This window comes from Kosakonia radicincitans DSM 16656 (assembly GCF_000280495.2).
Lineage (GTDB): Bacteria > Pseudomonadota > Gammaproteobacteria > Enterobacterales > Enterobacteriaceae > Kosakonia > Kosakonia radicincitans.
In genome coordinates, this window is the sequence record NZ_CP018017.1 from 32583 (window position 1) to 50075 (window position 17493).

Genomic DNA, 17493 nt, shown 5'->3' on the forward strand with positions numbered 1-17493 from the left:
CGCGCCCGGGAGCCAGACAGCATGAAACAATGTATTTACCATGTTTGATAAAAGCGCAACCGGCAGCGCCGTCAAAAAAATGCTATATGACAGCGCTGGTTAGAGCAGAAAGATTCAGGGAGGTTTTACATCTACTCTCGATCATCTGTGAGGAAGAGATGCAGTTGAGTCACAAAGGCATCGAGATAAGGGGTATTTCTGGCATTGTCTGCAAAGTTCATTTTGGCATTGGTGTCGTCGTATACATGCATCCAGCCGCTGTTTCTGGCAATACGACGTACATCAGTATTTGCCGGGTAGAGTTTCCCAATAGCTTCACGCAGACCTTCAATTTCTGAGATCAACTGCCGGGCATTCGCAGCAGGCTCAGGAGCCGATGGGACGAGAACCCGGAATTCAGCGGTTTCCGGCTGCATCTTAATCACTTCAATGACTTTGTCCCGGGCAACGGAATTCCATTCAGTAGTCATGCCGTTGTACTGGTTTCGGATGCGGAACTGGTAAACCGGCTGCTGTTCGTTAACAAGCAACCAGGCATCGGCAAGTGCAAGATAGAACGAGACAGGCCGGTTTATCATCTGGTGTTCCTGAAGGGCTTTTTTATAGCTATGGACATCTTCAGGAAGGACATCAGTGATACTGGAGGTGAATTTTAGCGGATCCAGTGGACAGACCGGGCCGATAACCCTAAGCACAGCAACAGGATTATTACCATCATCAGTAAACCAGAAGTCATTTTCTGGGCCGATATTGAGCCTTACATCTGCGGTCTGATTCTCTGCGAGAACGGCCTGCACCCGACGACCGTTCTGCCACCAGCGTGGTGTACCTTGCATACATACCTCGTACAGGAAATTAGCCCGAAGCCCACCTGCTGGTGGGCGGTCGGAACACAAGTCTACTGAAGGTACTGCTCTGCCTGAGCAATACGAGAAAGAGTACCGGCATTCGGTTCAATCATCTGGATACGTCGGCTGTCCTCCAGTAAACCGGCAATAAGGTGCTTGTCGGTATATGGGGCATCGTCATCCCCGAGCATACGGCGGATAGCAGATAAATCGCCGGATGGAACCGGGTATACCGACTCAATAAAGAGCTGGTCACCGTGAGGATTCTCCCACTCATATGGGGTTTGGGCGGAAGCAGCAAAACCCGAATCATTCAGACGTGCGAAATCTTCAAGCGCCTGGAGGCGGGCCGCAGATTCATCGGTAGCGTAGATTAGGATCATTCGCGCCGTCTCAGGCGATGAGCAGAACAGCAAAATGAGAAATGGCAGCATGTTATAGACTCCTTCAGTTTGCGACTTGTTGAGCTGGCGGTGTGGCTACGCTAGTGAGTTGCTTAAGGCGAATGTTCAGCTCATGAATTACATCATCGCGTTTGCGCCAGCTGGTGGATGGTAGAGCCAGGAGCGCTTCAGCTTCGGACACGGAGAGACCGGCCAGGTGAGCTTTCGATGAAATCTCTGCGTTATATAATTGCTTCAGCACAATCAATGAGTGCTGGGAGGATGCAGCCATCATCATGAAATGGCGAAGCACCGCACAATAGATTTGAGTAGACATATTAAGCCGCCTCGTTCAATGCGTGAGGTAATGATTAATGGCATGTTCAACATAGCCAACAGATTTACCCACCAGGTGTGCAAGCTGCTGCACATGATGATGGTGAACTTCACGGCACGGGCCAAATGAAGTGGTGTAGCGATACCAGAGGCTGCGGCCTACAGAAAAAAGTTCTTTCTCTGTCTGCGGGCGAACTGGATAACAAACAGGACGTGCAGATGTAGTGCGACGAACGTTATTTCGTACTTGATGAATTGCAGTATTCATAAATCACCCCGCGTATGTTTTTCGTTTTGTTTACTAACTTCAGTTAAACACACGCTGGGTGGCTGACGAATAGAAAATCCATAAATAAATGAGCTAAAGATTTAAGCTCTTTATGAAAGAATTATTCTGGGGTTGGAAACCAGATAATGTCCGAAATAGGCTTATTGCCCGTCAGTAAAGCGAGGCTGGAATGCAGTTCTTTAACGACCTGCTTATTATCCTGCGTTTGCTCAAGTGCGGTTATAGCCTTTAGCAGGGTATTTGCCACAGATGCTTTAGCATATGCCTGCGGTGAGCCGATTAGCACCTGACGCATTAGCTCCGCATTGTTAGAAGCCAAATAGCCTTGCTCCTCGGAAATTCTTTCTGCATCGGGTGCTGAAATAACCAATGCGGCAAGTTCGTGATCGTTTGCATAGTTGATAACATCAGATAGCATTTCGAGAGCTGTGGTATCTGTCATGATAAAGCCGTCAGCTACCCACTGAGGAGCAACATCGAAGCGAACTACCCAGGAATAAGGTTTAACGTTTGACATACAGAGACCTCATTAAAGAGAGATATAAGCGTCGGGATTTTCTTCAACAGAAAGAAACTCAATATCTTCGAGATGCATTCCTGCATTACGAATGCCTACCTCGGATAACCACGACAGTATTGTTTCATGATCCGGTTCACCAGAAAAATCAACAAAGGCTGGAAGAGCCCAGTCGGGTGTATAGCCAGCGCTATACATTACAGTGGCAGTAAAGCGCCCAATGTGGGGAATTTTGAAAAGGATGGATGCCTGCTCAGGGGTATTAATTACCATGCCGTGATGATAGACGACATCCCAGTTTACCCCATGCTCCCCTGTATTTCCTCGATAGAGATGGTGGCGGTCAACGGCCCAAAGGACACCTTCGCTATCCAACCAGCAGAAATAATTATTATCTGGGGATAACGTGATCCCAAGGTTCATTAACTCCGCCACCAGCAAGCAAGGGTTAATATCAGTTACAGTTTTAATAATCGTCAGCCCCATCTCGGTTCCGGTAGTAACTGTCAGTACCTTGGAGGCACTGATCCAGAATTGATAACCTGCTTCTTTAGCCTTCGCGATTAAATTAAACATTGTTGCTTCCCATTGAATGGCAGTTAGGTCAATAACAACATGAGGCTGGTGGGTGACAAACAGGGAATCTGACGATATTTCAAGAAAGAATTTAGCGATGAGAAATGCAGGGGGAACAATATGGTCTGTACTTGCCAGCGCTTCGCTCGGCCAACCCCTCGACAGCCCGAAAACAAGTTTCGGTCTGCCTCACGGTTATCTACTGACAAAGGCGGGGATTATTCGGGGTACTGTATGAACTACACAATTTCAATCGGAACAAAAGAAAGCAGCAACCCCTAAACAAATGATTGAGAGTAACCAGAAAAAGGCGAGTACTACTACAGCGCTTAAAGATAGTGGAACGGTTTTTGATAGCATAACGCCCATACCTACACCAAATGAACATAGTGCGATAGATCCTAATTTCAATTTGCTCTTATACGAAATTAACATTGGCTTCTCCTCAAAATAGGTGTGGTGCTTGCCAGCGCTTCGCTCGGCCAACCCCGAGACAACCCGAAAGCAAGTTTCGGTCTGTCCCGGGGTTCCGGGTAACGGCCAGACTTACCGCAGATCTTCTTTAGCGTTAATCATATGACATATGAATAAGAATTAATCACGATACAACTGGATAAAACTCTCCACACGGGTTCCATCACAATAGCTCGGCCAGGCGTTCATCACAGGTAGTTCTTCTGTTGTGAATCTTCCCAGTGCGAGAGCTACAGAATACCAGACCGGGAAAATCGTATTGGCTGATGTCATATTCCCATTGTTGATTAACTCATAGAGTCCGCGTCCATTAGCCCATGCACTTTCTGGTGTATCACCGGCAAGGTAGTTATCCACCCAGATGGATGGTGACAGAGCCTGACCTTTCGCCAGTCTCGCTAACAACTCGTACCACTTCAGATATTCCGTGGTTCGCAGTGAGAGAATCGGGATTCCGCCACGTCTTAACAGTGCTGCCGCAGAACGTGAGTCTACCGGTGCGGCAATTCTATCCAGGTGGTTACGGGCTTGCTTTATCCGTGCTGATATTCCCGCAGGGCTCACTCGGGAGATGTATTTCTCCACCGTCTCAGTAGCTTCAGCGATATCCGGGGCCAACGAACCATCAACATGGAGGGGACATAAAACAAGGCCGGTATCATCGTGAGTCACCCAGGCAGAATTGTCAGTCGGGTTCCTGACGATAGACAACGACTCACTTTGACCCAAGATCGTTAACCTGAATGACTTAAGCCTTTCGGCTATCCAGCTGCCTCCATCACCAAAAACCTCAATGCGCTCGTGACTCATACCGCATCACCTCTACAAGTGCTTTACATTCAGACCTAATCATAACGGCTTCCCCGTTCGGAACAAAATCAGGGCATAGCCAAACCATACTCAGGAAATTTACAGATATGTCGATCTACAAAACGCGCTCAAAACGCTCAGGCGCGTTTTAATCAATCCGATCGTGAAAATACCAGGGGGATAAGCTCAGAATCGTTCTGAGGCGATTCTGGCGTGGTTTTATCCCAATAACGGATCCTTTTGCGAATACAGATCGGTTTACAAGGGAATTTGGCTGGTATGAGACGGAGATGATCCACTTTGATAATCTGAGCGATAATTTGTTAATGGTTTCGTTTTGTTTACGCGTGTATCGGGAGGGAAGTTATTCCGAACGAGGGTATCGACTTCATATTGTCCGTTTCGATAGCCGATCACAATTTCTAAGCGGTACTCGCCGCGACAAAAACCCCCGGAGGAAAACCATGTTGGTTATTCACTTTTGGTTTTCCCCGGCGATTAAAACCAGGGCAACCTCCGGTTGCCCATAAAAACCCCCGGAGGAAATTCATCTTTCCTCCGACATCGTGCGGTTTGATTATTACCATGCTCAACCTCCCGATGTAAAAATAGAGAAAACCGACGCTATCGCTTCCGCTTTGTTTACCTTCCATATTCGCGCCCGCGAAATAGTCCGCTGCATTCCCACCCGATCATACCCGGGCGAAAACACTCGCGATCATATTGCGATCATCCTGATTCATTTCCGCCGCGATAAGTCCGCTATCGCCTGAAGGCTCACTAACAGATCGCCTGAAGGCTCACTAACAAAAATACCAGGTCATCGCCTGGTATTCATGTATATCCGTTATGTTTACTCCAGAGCGGTTTGTATTTCTAAAGCTGTTTTCTTAGGTGAGTTATTCGAAGTGAAAGTGCCTGCCGAATTGCACGGTTTTTTCGTAACTCATCACGCAACCAAATAAGCTGACCTTCATACAGTTCGATAAGCGCAAGTTCTCGCTGGCTTGCATCCTTAAATTTCGCTGGTGGATATGATTCGCCTTTGTTGAGAGGTAGGTATTTGGGAACGACACGATCAATGCCTCCACCAGCTTTGCGCAAAGGTGTCAATCTGGCCCAGCGGATCCTGATAGTTGTTCCTTGCCTGGTTACGTTAAAGCTGTACCGTGCCTTCTCGTCATCAGCAATAGCTTTGTCCCAGTATTCCTCCCGAAGACTATTGGCCTCGTTAAACAGAAGTTCTGCGGCTGAATCAACCGCATCACGAGCCTTTTCCAGATCATTGATGTACCCGACGAGTTGCATAAAACCACCTCGATGTTTTTTGATTAGGACTTAACCCCAAAAAAGAGAATCTCTATTATTACGCCAGAACTCTATGTTTCTGGAGAAAGAGAAAACTCCTTTTCAGGTTCGATTTTTAGTTTTCAGTTCCAAAACAGGAAAGATTGATTCTCCAGTTAAGTATCTTTCTGGGTGTTCTCATTTTTTGCATGTTTCTGGAGAATACAATGGCAATCTGGTGATTGAGCTATTAATATCTATCTGTACGGGTACTTTTATCAAGCCATTTTATTTTAATCAAGCAGTTTGCCAATCTCTATATGATATGGCAGAAAACTACGTTTCTGGGCATTTCTGATTTTTAATAGGTTTCTGGGGAATATAATGGAAACTTACTTCCCCTAATGTAGAGGCGATTAACGGGATGACGCCCACCGCTGCACAAACCTCTTAGTAAACGATTATGTAGAGTCGCTATATGATATGGCAGAAACTTATGTTTCTGGCTTTTCCACTTTTTGTTACCTTTCTGGAGAATACAATGGCAAACGCAGCTGAAACTTCCATCACCTCCCTCCGTCTTCAGGATCAATCCTAAATCACAGTAACTTCATAGTGATTTATGTCACATTTTGTAGGTATATATACTAGTTTGAGAGAGTTTTTTTGGGGGGGAAGTGAAGGGGAGATATGCATATTTAAGTGAAATTATAACTTGTGCTTAAGTAAAATTTTCACGAAGTGTACCCTTGAGTAATCGCCACAACATACCTTAATTCACCTCACCGAAGCATGTGTTTTTAGTATATATACTCCGCGAAATCCCCAGGCGGAAAGCCAATCTAAATGTGTTGCCCTCATACATTACCACCTAATTTCCTCAGTCTGATTTAGGTTAGGGGTTAAGGTTTTTAGGGCCGGATTTAGCCATATATGACGTCCAGTTTCATGCAGCATTTATGTACATATCTGACATTTTAAACGTCCGTATCTAGCCATTATTAATGTCAAAAATGGGGACGTTTTGCCGATAAAAAAAATGGTAATCGATGATCGTTTGAATACCATGTTACAACTTGTTAACGGTTAATTCCCGACGTTGACAGAGGGAGGCCACCTTTCTTTACGTTAGTGCGAACCCCTTTTTGGCGCTCAAATGTTATCGGAGTGGCAGTAATTCATTTTTAACTTGCAGGGTTAACGAATGAGCAATGACAAATTGGTTGTCTGCGGAATTGATATTGGATACAGCAATGTAAAAATTGCTGTAGGGGATTCAGCGGATGACAAACCCACAGTCAGTATTTATCCGGCCTACGCTACGAATGAGCCAGTAGATGATGTGCGGCTGGTAAAGCGTAGCTGCGAACATGAAGTGTTGGTGTACCCAGGAGGTAAAGAATGGCGGGCTTTTACCGAACGCCCCGATGCGCGTGAGCTGCATGACCGTTACCACATGACAGAAATGTACCTGGCACTATATCTGGCCTCACTGGATAAAATCACTGCTAAAGCAGGCAATGAAATCGACCTGGTAGTAACTGGTTTACCTGTCCGTCTTGCTAATGAAAGTGAACGCGCGAAACTGACTGCGAGGCTCACCGGTACGTTTACTATTGCGCCAGGAAAAACAGTGACTGTTAAAAAATGCCTCGTTCTTCAGCAGGGCGTTGGTGTCATCAATGACATCGTTAACAGACCGGGCCTTATCAGTCAGGAAGAATTAGAGAAGTCGACCATTCTCGTGGTTGACCCTGGCTTCTTCTCGATGGACTACATCGCCTTTAAGAGCGGAAGCAGGGTATCAGGCTCTTCAGGTTCATCATTAAAAGCAACCAGTGCAATTATCGAAAGCATTGTGAACCGCCTTAATGCCGATAACCCGGAAGAGCGAATTGATGATCTACCAGAAATTATTGAAATCGCTCTCCGTAACAATGAGCAGTCTTTCTTTAATGGGTTCCGCCACATTTCCCTACGTCCTCTGCTTGAAGAAGCTATTCCCTCCATCGCCAGTGATGTAGTCAAAGAGTTGCGAAAATCGACAAGGGTTCTCGGGCCAGTCCATATCATTGCAGCTGCCGGTGGTGGGACAAGGTTCTACGAACAGACCATACGAGAAGAATTCCCCCGAGCCAGGATCGTATCGAGCCCGTTGCCTGTTGCCAGTAATGCCATTGGTTTCTGGAACTATGGCGTTGACTTGATGCTTTACGGCGATGATTGAGCAAAGGGGGTTTCATGCAAGTTCGAGTGACGATTAATCCAATACTGTTTCCAGAGCTGATTAATTATCTGGAATCAAAACAGTCTGGCCAGCGCAGCAGTTCACTATTGGCGCTGGCAAACCGAGCATTGCTAGCAGGTGACAGTTTTATACCCGGTATCGTCCGTGAGACTTCAAAAAAACGTAAATCAGAACAGAAGAAATCAGTCCGTGGGCCGAATACAGAAAATGAGACTGGTCTGATGACTAGTCAGAGAGACGGCCACTTACCCAAAGTAAATGAGGACACTGAACCAAAATTTCGTCACGTGGTTAGCAACGATATAGTCAATACAGGCCCGCCATTTTGTGTGGGCAGTGATATTCAAGAGTTCGAAGTTAAAGATGACCAGTTATCGACGGCGAACCTTACCAGTAAGCCTGAGATTGCTGGAAAAATACCGGATCCCAATCCTGGAGATAAATCGGGCGTTGGGGAGACAGGCGACAATCAAGATAGCGGCGTTAATGAAAAGGTTACACCAAGGCGTGTTCGCATAAGTTGATGCCGTTGTAGGGTTTGTGGGGAGGGGAAATGCAGATAGCAACGAAGAGTTTGGTGCTCGCTTTACTATGTGCTGCTTACTGCACGAGTACGAACGCCAGGCTTGTAGATCTTCGTGGCACTTCTTGGGAAAAGCATTCCCAGAAAGAGTGTGGCCTCGATCCGTACCTTCTCTACGCGGTGGCACTCACCGAGAGTAAAAATAATGCAGGAACCAAGGGGTATGTTGTTCCCAGCCCCTGGGCATTGAACAACTATGTTTATGGGTCGTATTACCCGACAAGTTATGAAGATGCAAAGAGAGCGCTAGCCCGCTATCTCTCAGCCACTCCGGTAACAGATATTGGAATCGTTCAAATTAATTTTCGTTGGAACGGACAGTATGTTAACCATCCTGAAGAACTCCTGGATGTCGATACAAACATCCGAATCGGGGCAAAGACTTTGTGTGCAGCCATCAAAGCTAACCCTGGCGATATAGAACTGGCGATAGGTGGATACAACACTCAAAACCCTAAGTTGGAAGGCAAGGCTCGTGAATATGGTCAGCGCGTATTACGCGTATGGAAGAGGCTTATCGAAAATGATTAATCAAAATTTGTATTTTCTACAGACTGCCATCTCAATTATTACCCGTGCGCAATCGTTGTATAAAAGCCCTTTTGAGTTAGCAGAAGGAGACCGGGAATTTTTGATAGAGAAATCTAATCAGGCCAAGCTCGCTTTATCGATGGAGAAGTATGACTTGCCCATCTTTAATATCTGTCATGATCCCGAGCGCAAGATATCTACTGAGGTAGAAAAATTCGTTCGTCATGACTCATACATCCTACGGCTTGCCCTGCTGGTATTCAGTGTTCGTGTTTTCATTAATACGGGGACTGTTGCCCAAACGTTCTACTGGTTTGATAATGAAAAAACCGTACAGCTTGTCGAACGTATGGATGATGCACAAACAATCGATGCAATCATAACCGGCAAAATATATTTTAAACCTATTCGTCCATTTGCCGATTTAGTAGATTGTGACTTCAGTACAGTTATTGGAGCCCCCAACCCAACCTTAGAATTAACAGGTTACTTACAGTCGCGCTATTCTCATTGGAGTAATTGATTATGAAGGCTGCTCTTGTCCGGGATGAAGATAAATTTGCTTTAACACAGAAAATGGTAAAATTAGGATTTCGTAGAAAGATCATTGTGCATTCGCTTAATGCAAGTGACCGTGTTATTGATTTTTTGCGAAAAGAGTTCCATCTGAGTGATGTATCAATCGGACGACTTAAACATTCAGAGACGCTGCTCAATACGACACATAAAAAGGTTGAGGCAACCAATTTTATGAGCATCTATCTGCGTCGTTCGAAAGACCCAAACAACAGTGACAACATCGTTGATGTGGTGAGTGCGTTCGAAATCTACCGGGAACTAAACCTTAAATTCCGCCCGGAAGAAGCCTCGAAAATGATGATTGATGCCAACGAGGCCTGGACTCTTGCTCGTGATTTTCGAGCTGAAGAAATACGTATGGTAAGGTGTTACCGTTGCGATCTTTCATTTATTTCACCGCAGAGTTGTGACCGTCCACGGAAAAAACATATTTGTCCGTTCTGCTCTGATACAGAAGCTGAAAATGAAAGCTCGTAAGTGACTAAGTTAAATTTCATAAAAAAGCCCGTTTTAACGGGCTTTTTTATTGCCTGGATACTTCGTCACGTGAATGAGTCGGGTTAGTATTGAATAACAAACCTACTGGTGTCCCAAGGAAAATAAAATGAAGAAAATCTCTGGTCTTGCTTTGGTATCGCTGATGTTAGTTGGTTGCGCGGCTTCTCAACCACCAGCTATGCCGGTTGACAGCAATCCATCTGATGCTTTGAAATTTGCCCGAGCGATGGATTTACGTCAGATCACCGATGCTGGCGATCAATACCTTATCTATAACGGTTTCGCGTCCAATGGGCAGCTTGTCCCTCTCAAAACCCCGGTTAAGGCTGGTGAAAAAGGTGTAACCAACCTGGGAGGTAATGGAGTGGCCGATGTGGCTGCGGGCTTCGCGACACACACATCTTTCATCCCTGTGCTGTCTGTTTTAACGGCCCAACAGCCTACTGCTATTGTTGATGGCGTGGTGCGTGTCGCGTCATGGAACGGTAAATCTCAGGAAGATAATGAGCGTGAGGTCAATGCGATTTTCTGGAAAACACTAACCCGGATGGATGGATACAAAGTTGGTGGGATGTGTGAGGGGAAAGGCGGTGCTGTTGAAAATGCAGTTCGTCGGAAAGCGACGAACGGTGATTGGGTATCGTATGCTGATATAGCTCCAACGTTGCCGAAACCACCTATCAGCACCAGCGGTCAGGTGACATTCATTATCGGTAATGACTGCTTCAACCTCTATGCAACACGAGCCTCTAACGTAGGTCTGGTTAAAGAAATGAGTAAAGAACTGGGTGCTCAGCGGGCTCTGTTCTTACCAGGCTCTCCTGAACATGAACCAATGGTATTCAGTGACGGTAAGCAATACCTGTTCAGAAAGTAAAAAAAAAGCCCCGACATAAAGTCGGGGCTTCTTATCCTGCAAAGCTATTGAGTTTTCAAAACAGCCTCTGTGCTAGATTTCGCCGCATCAACATCGATACTGTCAACACCGCTCTGGAATCGCTCCAGGGAGTTCTGGCGAGATCCATCTATATTCAATACGTTTCCTTTACCGGTTATCTTATCCAGATTTATTTCCGACGCTTTAGGTAAAAGTTTCGCCTCGTAAAGTGAACCAATCCACTCTGACAAATCGAGTTTGTTAAAATCAATCCGTCCAAATTCTTCTAACGTCAGTGGTCGACAATCCGGGTTCTTTTTATCCCCCCAGCCGATACCTAACATTGGTCTCCCTTGTTCCTGAATGATGCGACCAATCTGAGAATCAAACGTGCAATAACTTGACCGTTTCTCGATACAGACACCCAGAAACTTTGTTTCACACCAGCTGGATATATGCACGGCCAATTTTGTTTCTTTCTTAACGGCAAGCTTAAATTCATCAGGAGTACAAGCCCAGATGATGTTGACCAGTATATTAGCAATCTGGTACGCCATGTAAGCATATCCAACCACGGATATTGCCGAAACAATAGTTGACGACAATTGAACAGATGTAGCCAGGCCAGACGATGTTACGGCTGCGCCACCGCCAGAGGCCGCACTTTCAAATATCAGATTCGTCGCAGCAGGGCCGAAGGTATCAAGAGTCCATTGAGCAACTTGTTTCGTCAGCGCTCCTATAGCCTGATTCATCAAACCGGACAAACCTGCTTCTGTAGCTTGCTGAGCCGCTTCAGTACCTGCCGACCCAACCAGACTGTTGAAAGCGGAAATAGCTGGTCGAGTTATTGTATCGATGGCATTAGTCATAAGTTCGGAACCCATGTCAAAAATACCTTTTCCCTGTTCGAACATACCGGCTTTTACAGAGACAGCATCAGCAATTTTTAGAGTGTAGTAGGACAACTGCAAATACTGAATCCAGCTGACATCTACGGGCTGATCACAACAATCCACCCATCCCCCCATCGCCGATTTACATTGTGCAGACTCACCTTTAAAAAGAGTGCAGGAACGGTTGGTTTCGTCAGTATCATCGCCACACTTCATTTCATTCAATGCGTAAGTTGCGGCCTGAAGAGTTGCAACTGCTTTGTTGAAATCGCCGCTTGGTTCAGCAGAAGGCTGTAGGCAAGACCCATTAAGGCATTGCACAGCGCCAGGACAAGTATAGGTATCGGTGGAGGAGGTATTGGGTACAACGACATCCGTTCCGCAATCCCATACCTCGGTTGCCTGCCAGCACCCATTTTTGTCACCCTCCGCACCTGTTATGCAAGTGGACTTAATGAATTTACATGCAGTGTTTGCATCGTACTGCTTGCAAGTATTGTTAACGCCACCGTCGGTTCCGCAGTTGGAAACTACCGTTGCAGACTTACAGAAAGGTGAGAGACCTCCGATCGGCGGCTTAGCAAGCTGGTTTTCGCAGATACGTGCGCCATTTATGGTTGCGCACCCATTTGCATCAGGAATGACTGTCTCGCGGCAGGTTACCGTGTAATTCTGGCAATACCCGGCGTTGATGGCCTTCAGCAACGTATCGAATTGTTCAGGTTTATCAACAGTCCAGGCGTTATCCGAGATAATTTTGTTTGGGTCAAAGTAAATATAAATGAGAGCATAACCTTCGCCGCTGCCAGTCACTGACACACGGTTTTTGAAATTAAGAACGCCATTTTGGGGGGTATTTCGGATTTGTGCTGTTACATCTACATTAATCGACTGATCCCAGCTTGTTTTTAATTCACAGGCTCCTGATGTCTCTGGCGGGAAGACGTTTAAACCTTTTGGCCCTGCCCAAACCAAACTACCCCTATCTGTACCACCGACATAAATCTGCATGTAATCATCCCATTTAGCCCTGATGATCTTGGCGCTGGTAACTGCCTGGGGATTGTAGACAGTGACGGCCATTGCCTGTTCAAATATTGTGCAGTTGCCGTCCCAGTAGTTATCACCGACAGTCCCGAGCCAGAGTTCGATGCAGTTAGTGCCGCAAGAACCGATGTTCGCCGCGCCACTATAATGCGAGAGCATACCGGCAACGTAAGGATGGTAGAGGGTGAATGTGCCGCTGACACTTGTGGTACGGGTACATTCGCGATAATCAGGGATATGGTTGACGGTGTCCTTATTCGTCATGGTCTTGGTCATAGAACAATCACCAAGATCTTGCATGTACTTATCCTGATTCTCCAGGAAGTCTTTATGGCCATCAAAGATGGAATCATCAGGTTTAATGTTTGCTGTAGTTTTCGTTGAGCCCACCAGCGTTCGGTAAGCTTCGCCGCGCAGTGAATTTTCGGTTTTCAGATTGGCGTTGGTTGTATTGCCCAGTTTTAGCGTGTTGCTGTCATCTCCGTAGGTTCCTTTCAGGCTATCCAGTGAAGTTGATGAACCTTGATTTGGATAAGCAGAGTTCAAATCAACGGCCTGGCCTTTTCCATACTGAACCGTACCATTTGACGTAGCTGAAACTTGCGGCAGTGTTTTATAGAAATTAGTGGCAGATGTAACGTTTTCCTGGGTCGTTGCTGAAAAGGCATACGGCACGTAGGATACAACACCAAGGTGACATAACATCGTTATTGTGCAGAGTGGTCTGTAAAACCATTTTTTGCGGAAAAGGTTTTTCATTCTATGATCACCTTTGTCGTGGTTACTGATTATGAAATCAGAGATCTCGGTAACTAAATTTCGTCAGCCAGCATTTCTATGCGAAGCTACTAAAATGAAGGATTAAGCAGGCAGCGTATTAAACAGACTGGTTTCAGACAATAAAGAAGGACGGCAAAACGAGGGTGTTTTCAGCGTCTTGAATATTACCGACTGGAGGTACTTATGGACATGTTTGGTATTACTGGCCTTATCCCATTATCGGGGCCAAGCGATTCAGATTATGGTGGTGGAAATGGTAAGAGGGGACGTGGAAAAAATGGCAGAACGTTCAAGAGCAAATGTGAGCGTATGTGGGAGTTTTATATTCTGCTCTATTCTTTACTGAGCCTTCCTGTCGTATACATGTTCGTGACCACATAAGAGCCCTGCAAGATTGCAGGGCTTTATTGCGAATCACTTACTCGATGAAATTATCATGTCGTCATTTCCACCACTATGACCTCCATTGTTCTCTTTATTACGTGGATGCACAGGTACATACTCCTGATGCGACTGGGTTGCACGTGCAGGTGGCGGATCACTGAACATTGTACCTCCGTTATTTGAATCACTATGACCACCAGCGCCTTGGGTATTAATGTTTGTTGTCTCAGACCCACCATAGTTTGAGTTCTGGTTTAAACCATTATGACCTTCAGCACCTTGGGCATTAACGGTCATTGTCTCAGCCTCGCCGTATCCCTGGTTGTGGGTTCCCATCGCGTAAGGGACGCCATCACCCACAGCAGAACCTCCATTTGATGCCTGATGCATCCCTCCAAGGTTGTTGGCCATGCCACCGGTGTTGTATTCGTGGGTTTGGCGATCGGTATTCAGTGCAGTAGTAGCCTGTTGAATAATGGAGCCATCATTGGCTGAACGGTCTAAACCGGCATTATCAATACGGGCTGCAATACCACGGGCAAGAGCAGTATTTCCGCCCATAACCGTTCCATTGTCATTTTCACCACCCGTCGCGAGTTGAATACGTGCCATCATGTCACTGCGGGCCTGGGAAAGTTGTTGCTCAGACGCTCCAGCTTTAGTCATGGCGTAGTAGTTCACAATAGAATCTCGCGCCGCTTCGCGGTTTGCATCTCCACCAAGCGGAATTTCCCCAGCGATGGTTCTGGCCTGATCATGTACCTGTTCATATACCGGGCTTTCTTTGAACGCATTACTGACATGAGAAACGAGTTTATTAAAATCGCCAGTAATACCGCCAAGATTATAGTGGTTGTTTTCGAAATCATTTGCGGCGGTGTTACCCGCTTTCGTCATGACTTCACCCTCATTTCCCTTGTGAATTTGCTCAACTGCACCGCTATTCTGTCCCCCGACAGTATTAACCTGGCCTTGCCCATAACCATCAGACGATGACGCATGTGCTTCACCAAGCGCTCCGTAAGATCGGCCTGTTACTGCATTAACGGAGTTGCCAACGTCCGCTGCACCAGCAACTGCGCGGCCACCAGCGCTTTCAGCTCCACCACTCACGCCACGGTATTGCTCAGATGCAGTTGTCGTCAGTACTGGGCTGGAATCAGCGTTAATGAACCCGGCTTTGGCAGCTACTGCACCGGCAACACCAAGTTCACTGGCTGCTTTGAATTGAGCAAAGGTATGCGCGTCTTCGTGAGTCATACCTAAAGAGGTCAGGCTCGCTGCATCACCGGCGATTTTGCTGGACAGTTCCGGGTGCGCCGCGAGGGTTTGAGTCAATGTTGCTTGTGCATCATGATTACGACCAATGGCTGTAGCAAGTTGCGCAGCATTCATTGTCTGGCCCATTGAGGTACTTGAAACGAAGGAGTTTGCTTCCTGGAAGTTCTTTTGTGCGGACTGCATTCTTTGATTTGCCTCAGCAAAAGAACGAGTCGATTGAGAACTCTCACCTTCTTGCGATAAGGACTGGTACATCGCACTTGCTGCGGTATTGACGATGCGTGACTGGGTCGCACTGTCTATTTTGTGCGACGAGGCGCTGTCTGTAGAACCGTACTTAGCACTGTTGTCATTACTCAGGCCACTGCTTTCTGCCTCTGAACGTGACATTCCACCTTTAACACCAACACCAGCACTTGAACTTCCCGCACCGCCACCGACACTCACATCACCTTTGGCGATAGAGACAAGCGCCTGCATATCAGAAATACCTTGTTCTTTAGCCACAGAACTGACAAGGGCACGATCTGAGCTGCTCAGGCTGGCAAATGCTGCATTGGAAGCGTCACTATAAACTTGCGAATGTCCACCAGAATTCATGTTACTGGCCACCTGGCTAATCATTGCTCCAGATTGGGCAGTCAAGGAACTGGATGCTGAATCTAGTTCTTGCTTAGCGCTGGACAGGTTGTGAGTAGCGACCTTTTTCATGTCAATGGCAGGGAGAGTGCCAGAAGACCCACCCATGATAGTTCCTTGTGTTGGGTTAAATTCAACATCGGAACCACGACTGTTTATCGCAGGAGCGTTGGTGACATCAGGTGCGAGAGTTTTAGTATCGGCAGCTGAAGGTGCTGCTGCTGAGCTTGCAAGAGAGTTAAAGGCAACAGAACTGCCCCAGACAATGAATCCACCCAGGGCCGGGATCATCGCGTATAAATTACCAGCAAGACCTATACTTTTTTGAGTCTCAAACAGGAGCTGATAAAGCTGAGCAAAGCTAAGTCCGCCAGAACCCGAACTGACAAGAATTTGGCTTGACGTATCACGGATACTGTTTAACACATACATGTTGACGACCGCTGCGAGGGGAAGCCAAGTCCATGTCCAGATGATAACGAGGAAGTACTTCATCACCAGTCGCAAACCCATAATACCCAGACCGAAAAGGAAGGCCATAAATGGTGCGAGTGCGTATATTATTCCCTGGAAAATCGGCATAAATGAACCCATCCAGCTCAAGAATGATGAACCAGAAGAAGACCATTGGAATGCCTGTTGAGTCATGGTTTGGGCGCGAGTTACAGCAGCAGTACCACGAAATGAGCTTTCGAGTCCGTACATTGGCAGTTCCCTGAAATGAGGGTACATGACCAACATCAATTGGAAATCACGAATATCAGTGCCACTTATGTTGAAGAAATTCAGTACTTCCTGGGCTTTTCCTGAACCTGAGCATGGCGCACCACCGCAAGTGCGCCCGGATGCGGTATAAGAGCTGGCAAAAGCTGAGTCCAGGCTAGAAGCGTTCTGGGTAGCGAGTCCTTTAAGTTTCGTGTACGCGTCAGAACAGGTATAAAGTGAGCCCCCATTTGAAGATTCTTCAGTACTGGTAGACCAGCCGCTACGTACATTGTCGTAAATAACAACCCGCTGGAAGGAATCGTTCGAGGCTAGCCCTGATACACCTTGATTAGAGCGATACATTGAAGCAAAGGTTTTAGACCCACGAATAATATCGTTGCCTACGCAGTTCTTCACATAGTTTGAAACGCTTGCGTCCAGATCACCGTAAGCACCAGTTTGACCCGTCCAGCGCATTGGCGTTTTCAATGTGTCGTATAAAGTGGCCAGAGTGAAAAGGGGATCCAGAGACCCATACTCAGTCATGCTTGGGACAGAAAATGCCTGCTCCATCTTCTCGGTAGTTGCATACCCAACAGTAGACAGTACAGATGCGGCAACGGCTAATCCCGCTGGTACATTATCAACAGCACGAAACTTACCCGTTGTAACATCTTCAATGTTGGTGCGCATCGATACACTGAAAAACAGGTAATACATCACGACGGCCACACACATATGAGAAAGGGATAATGATTTCCCGGCTGATATAGCAGCAGCAAGCACGACACAAATTACACCAATGAGTGCTGAAATCCTAAACAAGGATCCGTAAGTGCCATCATTCAATAACATGGCAACGGAATTGAATATATTATAAATAAATTCAATGTTGCCAACAGTATATACGTTCCATTCACTCATA

Annotated in this window: 16 protein-coding genes; 6 read left to right on the top strand and 10 right to left on the bottom strand. The window is 46.5% G+C overall.

Going from position 1 to position 17493, the window contains the following annotated elements; all coding sequences use genetic code 11:
• Positions 1-131: 131 nt before the first annotated feature.
• The 8 genes from Y71_RS28250 to mobI form a co-directional block, all read right to left on the bottom strand.
• A complete protein-coding gene (locus Y71_RS28250) occupies positions 132-836 on the bottom strand; it encodes a hypothetical protein (protein ID WP_007372263.1) in 705 nt (234 codons plus the stop codon).
• A 62-nt stretch (positions 837-898) separates the two neighbouring features.
• Positions 899-1282 carry a hypothetical protein gene (locus Y71_RS28255; protein WP_007372262.1) on the bottom strand — a complete coding sequence of 128 codons (384 nt, stop codon included), beginning with the start codon at positions 1280-1282 and terminating at the stop codon, positions 899-901.
• A gap of 13 nt (positions 1283-1295) precedes the next feature.
• Positions 1296-1568, bottom strand: coding sequence for a hypothetical protein (locus Y71_RS28260; RefSeq protein WP_016241565.1), 273 nt, complete (start codon positions 1566-1568; stop codon positions 1296-1298).
• 15 nt (positions 1569-1583) lie between these two features.
• The gene (locus tag Y71_RS28265) at positions 1584-1835 is read right to left on the bottom strand and encodes a hypothetical protein (RefSeq protein ID WP_007372261.1); all 252 of its coding nucleotides are present in this window, start codon (positions 1833-1835) and stop codon (positions 1584-1586) included.
• Positions 1836-1956: 121 nt separating this feature from the next.
• Positions 1957-2373, bottom strand: a complete 417-nt coding sequence (locus tag Y71_RS30550; RefSeq protein WP_016241566.1) for a hypothetical protein — start codon at positions 2371-2373, stop codon at positions 1957-1959.
• A 12-nt stretch (positions 2374-2385) separates the two neighbouring features.
• A complete protein-coding gene (locus tag Y71_RS28275) occupies positions 2386-2949 on the bottom strand; it encodes a hypothetical protein (protein WP_007372259.1) in 564 nt (187 codons plus the stop codon).
• A 594-nt stretch (positions 2950-3543) separates the two neighbouring features.
• Positions 3544-4233, bottom strand: a complete 690-nt coding sequence (locus Y71_RS28280; RefSeq protein ID WP_009652897.1) for a hypothetical protein — start codon at positions 4231-4233, stop codon at positions 3544-3546.
• A gap of 876 nt (positions 4234-5109) precedes the next feature.
• Positions 5110-5541: a conjugative transfer protein MobI(A/C) gene (gene mobI, locus Y71_RS28290; protein WP_016241569.1), complete on the bottom strand. Its 432-nt coding sequence runs from the start codon at positions 5539-5541 to the stop codon at positions 5110-5112.
• A gap of 1183 nt (positions 5542-6724) precedes the next feature.
• On the opposite strand from mobI, the gene Y71_RS28295 reads away from it, so the two are divergent.
• The 6 genes from Y71_RS28295 (at position 6725) to Y71_RS28320 (ending at position 10836) form a co-directional block, all read left to right on the top strand.
• Complete coding sequence (locus tag Y71_RS28295) at positions 6725-7747, top strand: ParM/StbA family protein (RefSeq protein WP_007372253.1); 1023 nt, start codon at positions 6725-6727, stop codon at positions 7745-7747.
• Positions 7748-7761: 14 nt separating this feature from the next.
• The gene (locus Y71_RS28300) at positions 7762-8292 is read left to right on the top strand and encodes a hypothetical protein (protein WP_016241570.1); all 531 of its coding nucleotides are present in this window, start codon (positions 7762-7764) and stop codon (positions 8290-8292) included.
• Positions 8293-8321: 29 nt separating this feature from the next.
• Positions 8322-8882, top strand: coding sequence for a transglycosylase SLT domain-containing protein (locus Y71_RS28305; protein ID WP_016241571.1), 561 nt, complete (start codon positions 8322-8324; stop codon positions 8880-8882).
• Positions 8875-9405, top strand: a complete 531-nt coding sequence (locus Y71_RS28310; protein WP_016241572.1) for a hypothetical protein — start codon at positions 8875-8877, stop codon at positions 9403-9405. The genes Y71_RS28305 and Y71_RS28310 overlap by 8 nt, the downstream gene beginning before the upstream one ends.
• A 2-nt stretch (positions 9406-9407) precedes the next feature.
• Entirely contained in the window at positions 9408-9938 is a 531-nt protein-coding gene (locus tag Y71_RS28315; RefSeq protein WP_007372252.1) for a FlhC family transcriptional regulator, read from the top strand.
• A 127-nt stretch (positions 9939-10065) separates the two neighbouring features.
• Positions 10066-10836 (top strand): putative periplasmic lipoprotein, encoded by a 771-nt coding sequence (locus tag Y71_RS28320; protein ID WP_007372251.1) that lies wholly within the window; start codon positions 10066-10068, stop codon positions 10834-10836.
• 44 nt (positions 10837-10880) lie between these two features.
• On the opposite strand, the gene traN is transcribed toward Y71_RS28320, so the two are convergent.
• Both traN and Y71_RS28335 read right to left on the bottom strand, forming a co-directional pair.
• Positions 10881-13538, bottom strand: a complete 2658-nt coding sequence (gene traN, locus Y71_RS28325) for a conjugal transfer mating pair stabilization protein TraN (RefSeq protein WP_007372250.1) — start codon at positions 13536-13538, stop codon at positions 10881-10883.
• 435 nt (positions 13539-13973) lie between these two features.
• Positions 13974-17492, bottom strand: coding sequence for a conjugal transfer protein TraG N-terminal domain-containing protein (locus Y71_RS28335; protein WP_007372249.1), 3519 nt, complete (start codon positions 17490-17492; stop codon positions 13974-13976).
• Position 17493: the final 1 nt, after the last annotated feature.

What these genes read in the sequence shown, in the direction of transcription:
- Y71_RS28250 (WP_007372263.1), bottom strand. Translation starts at nt 836, where the DNA reads ATGCAAGGTACACCACGCTGGTGGCAGAACGGTCGTCGGGTGCAGGCC.
- Y71_RS28255 (WP_007372262.1), bottom strand. Translation starts at nt 1,282, where the DNA reads ATGCTGCCATTTCTCATTTTGCTGTTCTGCTCATCGCCTGAGACGGCG.
- Y71_RS28260 (WP_016241565.1), bottom strand. Translation starts at nt 1,568, where the DNA reads ATGTCTACTCAAATCTATTGTGCGGTGCTTCGCCATTTCATGATGATG.
- Y71_RS28265 (WP_007372261.1), bottom strand. Translation starts at nt 1,835, where the DNA reads ATGAATACTGCAATTCATCAAGTACGAAATAACGTTCGTCGCACTACA.
- Y71_RS30550 (WP_016241566.1), bottom strand. Translation starts at nt 2,373, where the DNA reads ATGTCAAACGTTAAACCTTATTCCTGGGTAGTTCGCTTCGATGTTGCT.
- Y71_RS28275 (WP_007372259.1), bottom strand. Translation starts at nt 2,949, where the DNA reads ATGTTTAATTTAATCGCGAAGGCTAAAGAAGCAGGTTATCAATTCTGG.
- Y71_RS28280 (WP_009652897.1), bottom strand. Translation starts at nt 4,233, where the DNA reads ATGAGTCACGAGCGCATTGAGGTTTTTGGTGATGGAGGCAGCTGGATA.
- mobI (WP_016241569.1), bottom strand. Translation starts at nt 5,541, where the DNA reads ATGCAACTCGTCGGGTACATCAATGATCTGGAAAAGGCTCGTGATGCG.
- Y71_RS28295 (WP_007372253.1), top strand. Translation starts at nt 6,725, where the DNA reads ATGAGCAATGACAAATTGGTTGTCTGCGGAATTGATATTGGATACAGC.
- Y71_RS28300 (WP_016241570.1), top strand. Translation starts at nt 7,762, where the DNA reads ATGCAAGTTCGAGTGACGATTAATCCAATACTGTTTCCAGAGCTGATT.
- Y71_RS28305 (WP_016241571.1), top strand. Translation starts at nt 8,322, where the DNA reads ATGCAGATAGCAACGAAGAGTTTGGTGCTCGCTTTACTATGTGCTGCT.
- Y71_RS28310 (WP_016241572.1), top strand. Translation starts at nt 8,875, where the DNA reads ATGATTAATCAAAATTTGTATTTTCTACAGACTGCCATCTCAATTATT.
- Y71_RS28315 (WP_007372252.1), top strand. Translation starts at nt 9,408, where the DNA reads ATGAAGGCTGCTCTTGTCCGGGATGAAGATAAATTTGCTTTAACACAG.
- Y71_RS28320 (WP_007372251.1), top strand. Translation starts at nt 10,066, where the DNA reads ATGAAGAAAATCTCTGGTCTTGCTTTGGTATCGCTGATGTTAGTTGGT.
- traN (WP_007372250.1), bottom strand. Translation starts at nt 13,538, where the DNA reads ATGAAAAACCTTTTCCGCAAAAAATGGTTTTACAGACCACTCTGCACA.
- Y71_RS28335 (WP_007372249.1), bottom strand. Translation starts at nt 17,492, where the DNA reads ATGAGTGAATGGAACGTATATACTGTTGGCAACATTGAATTTATTTAT.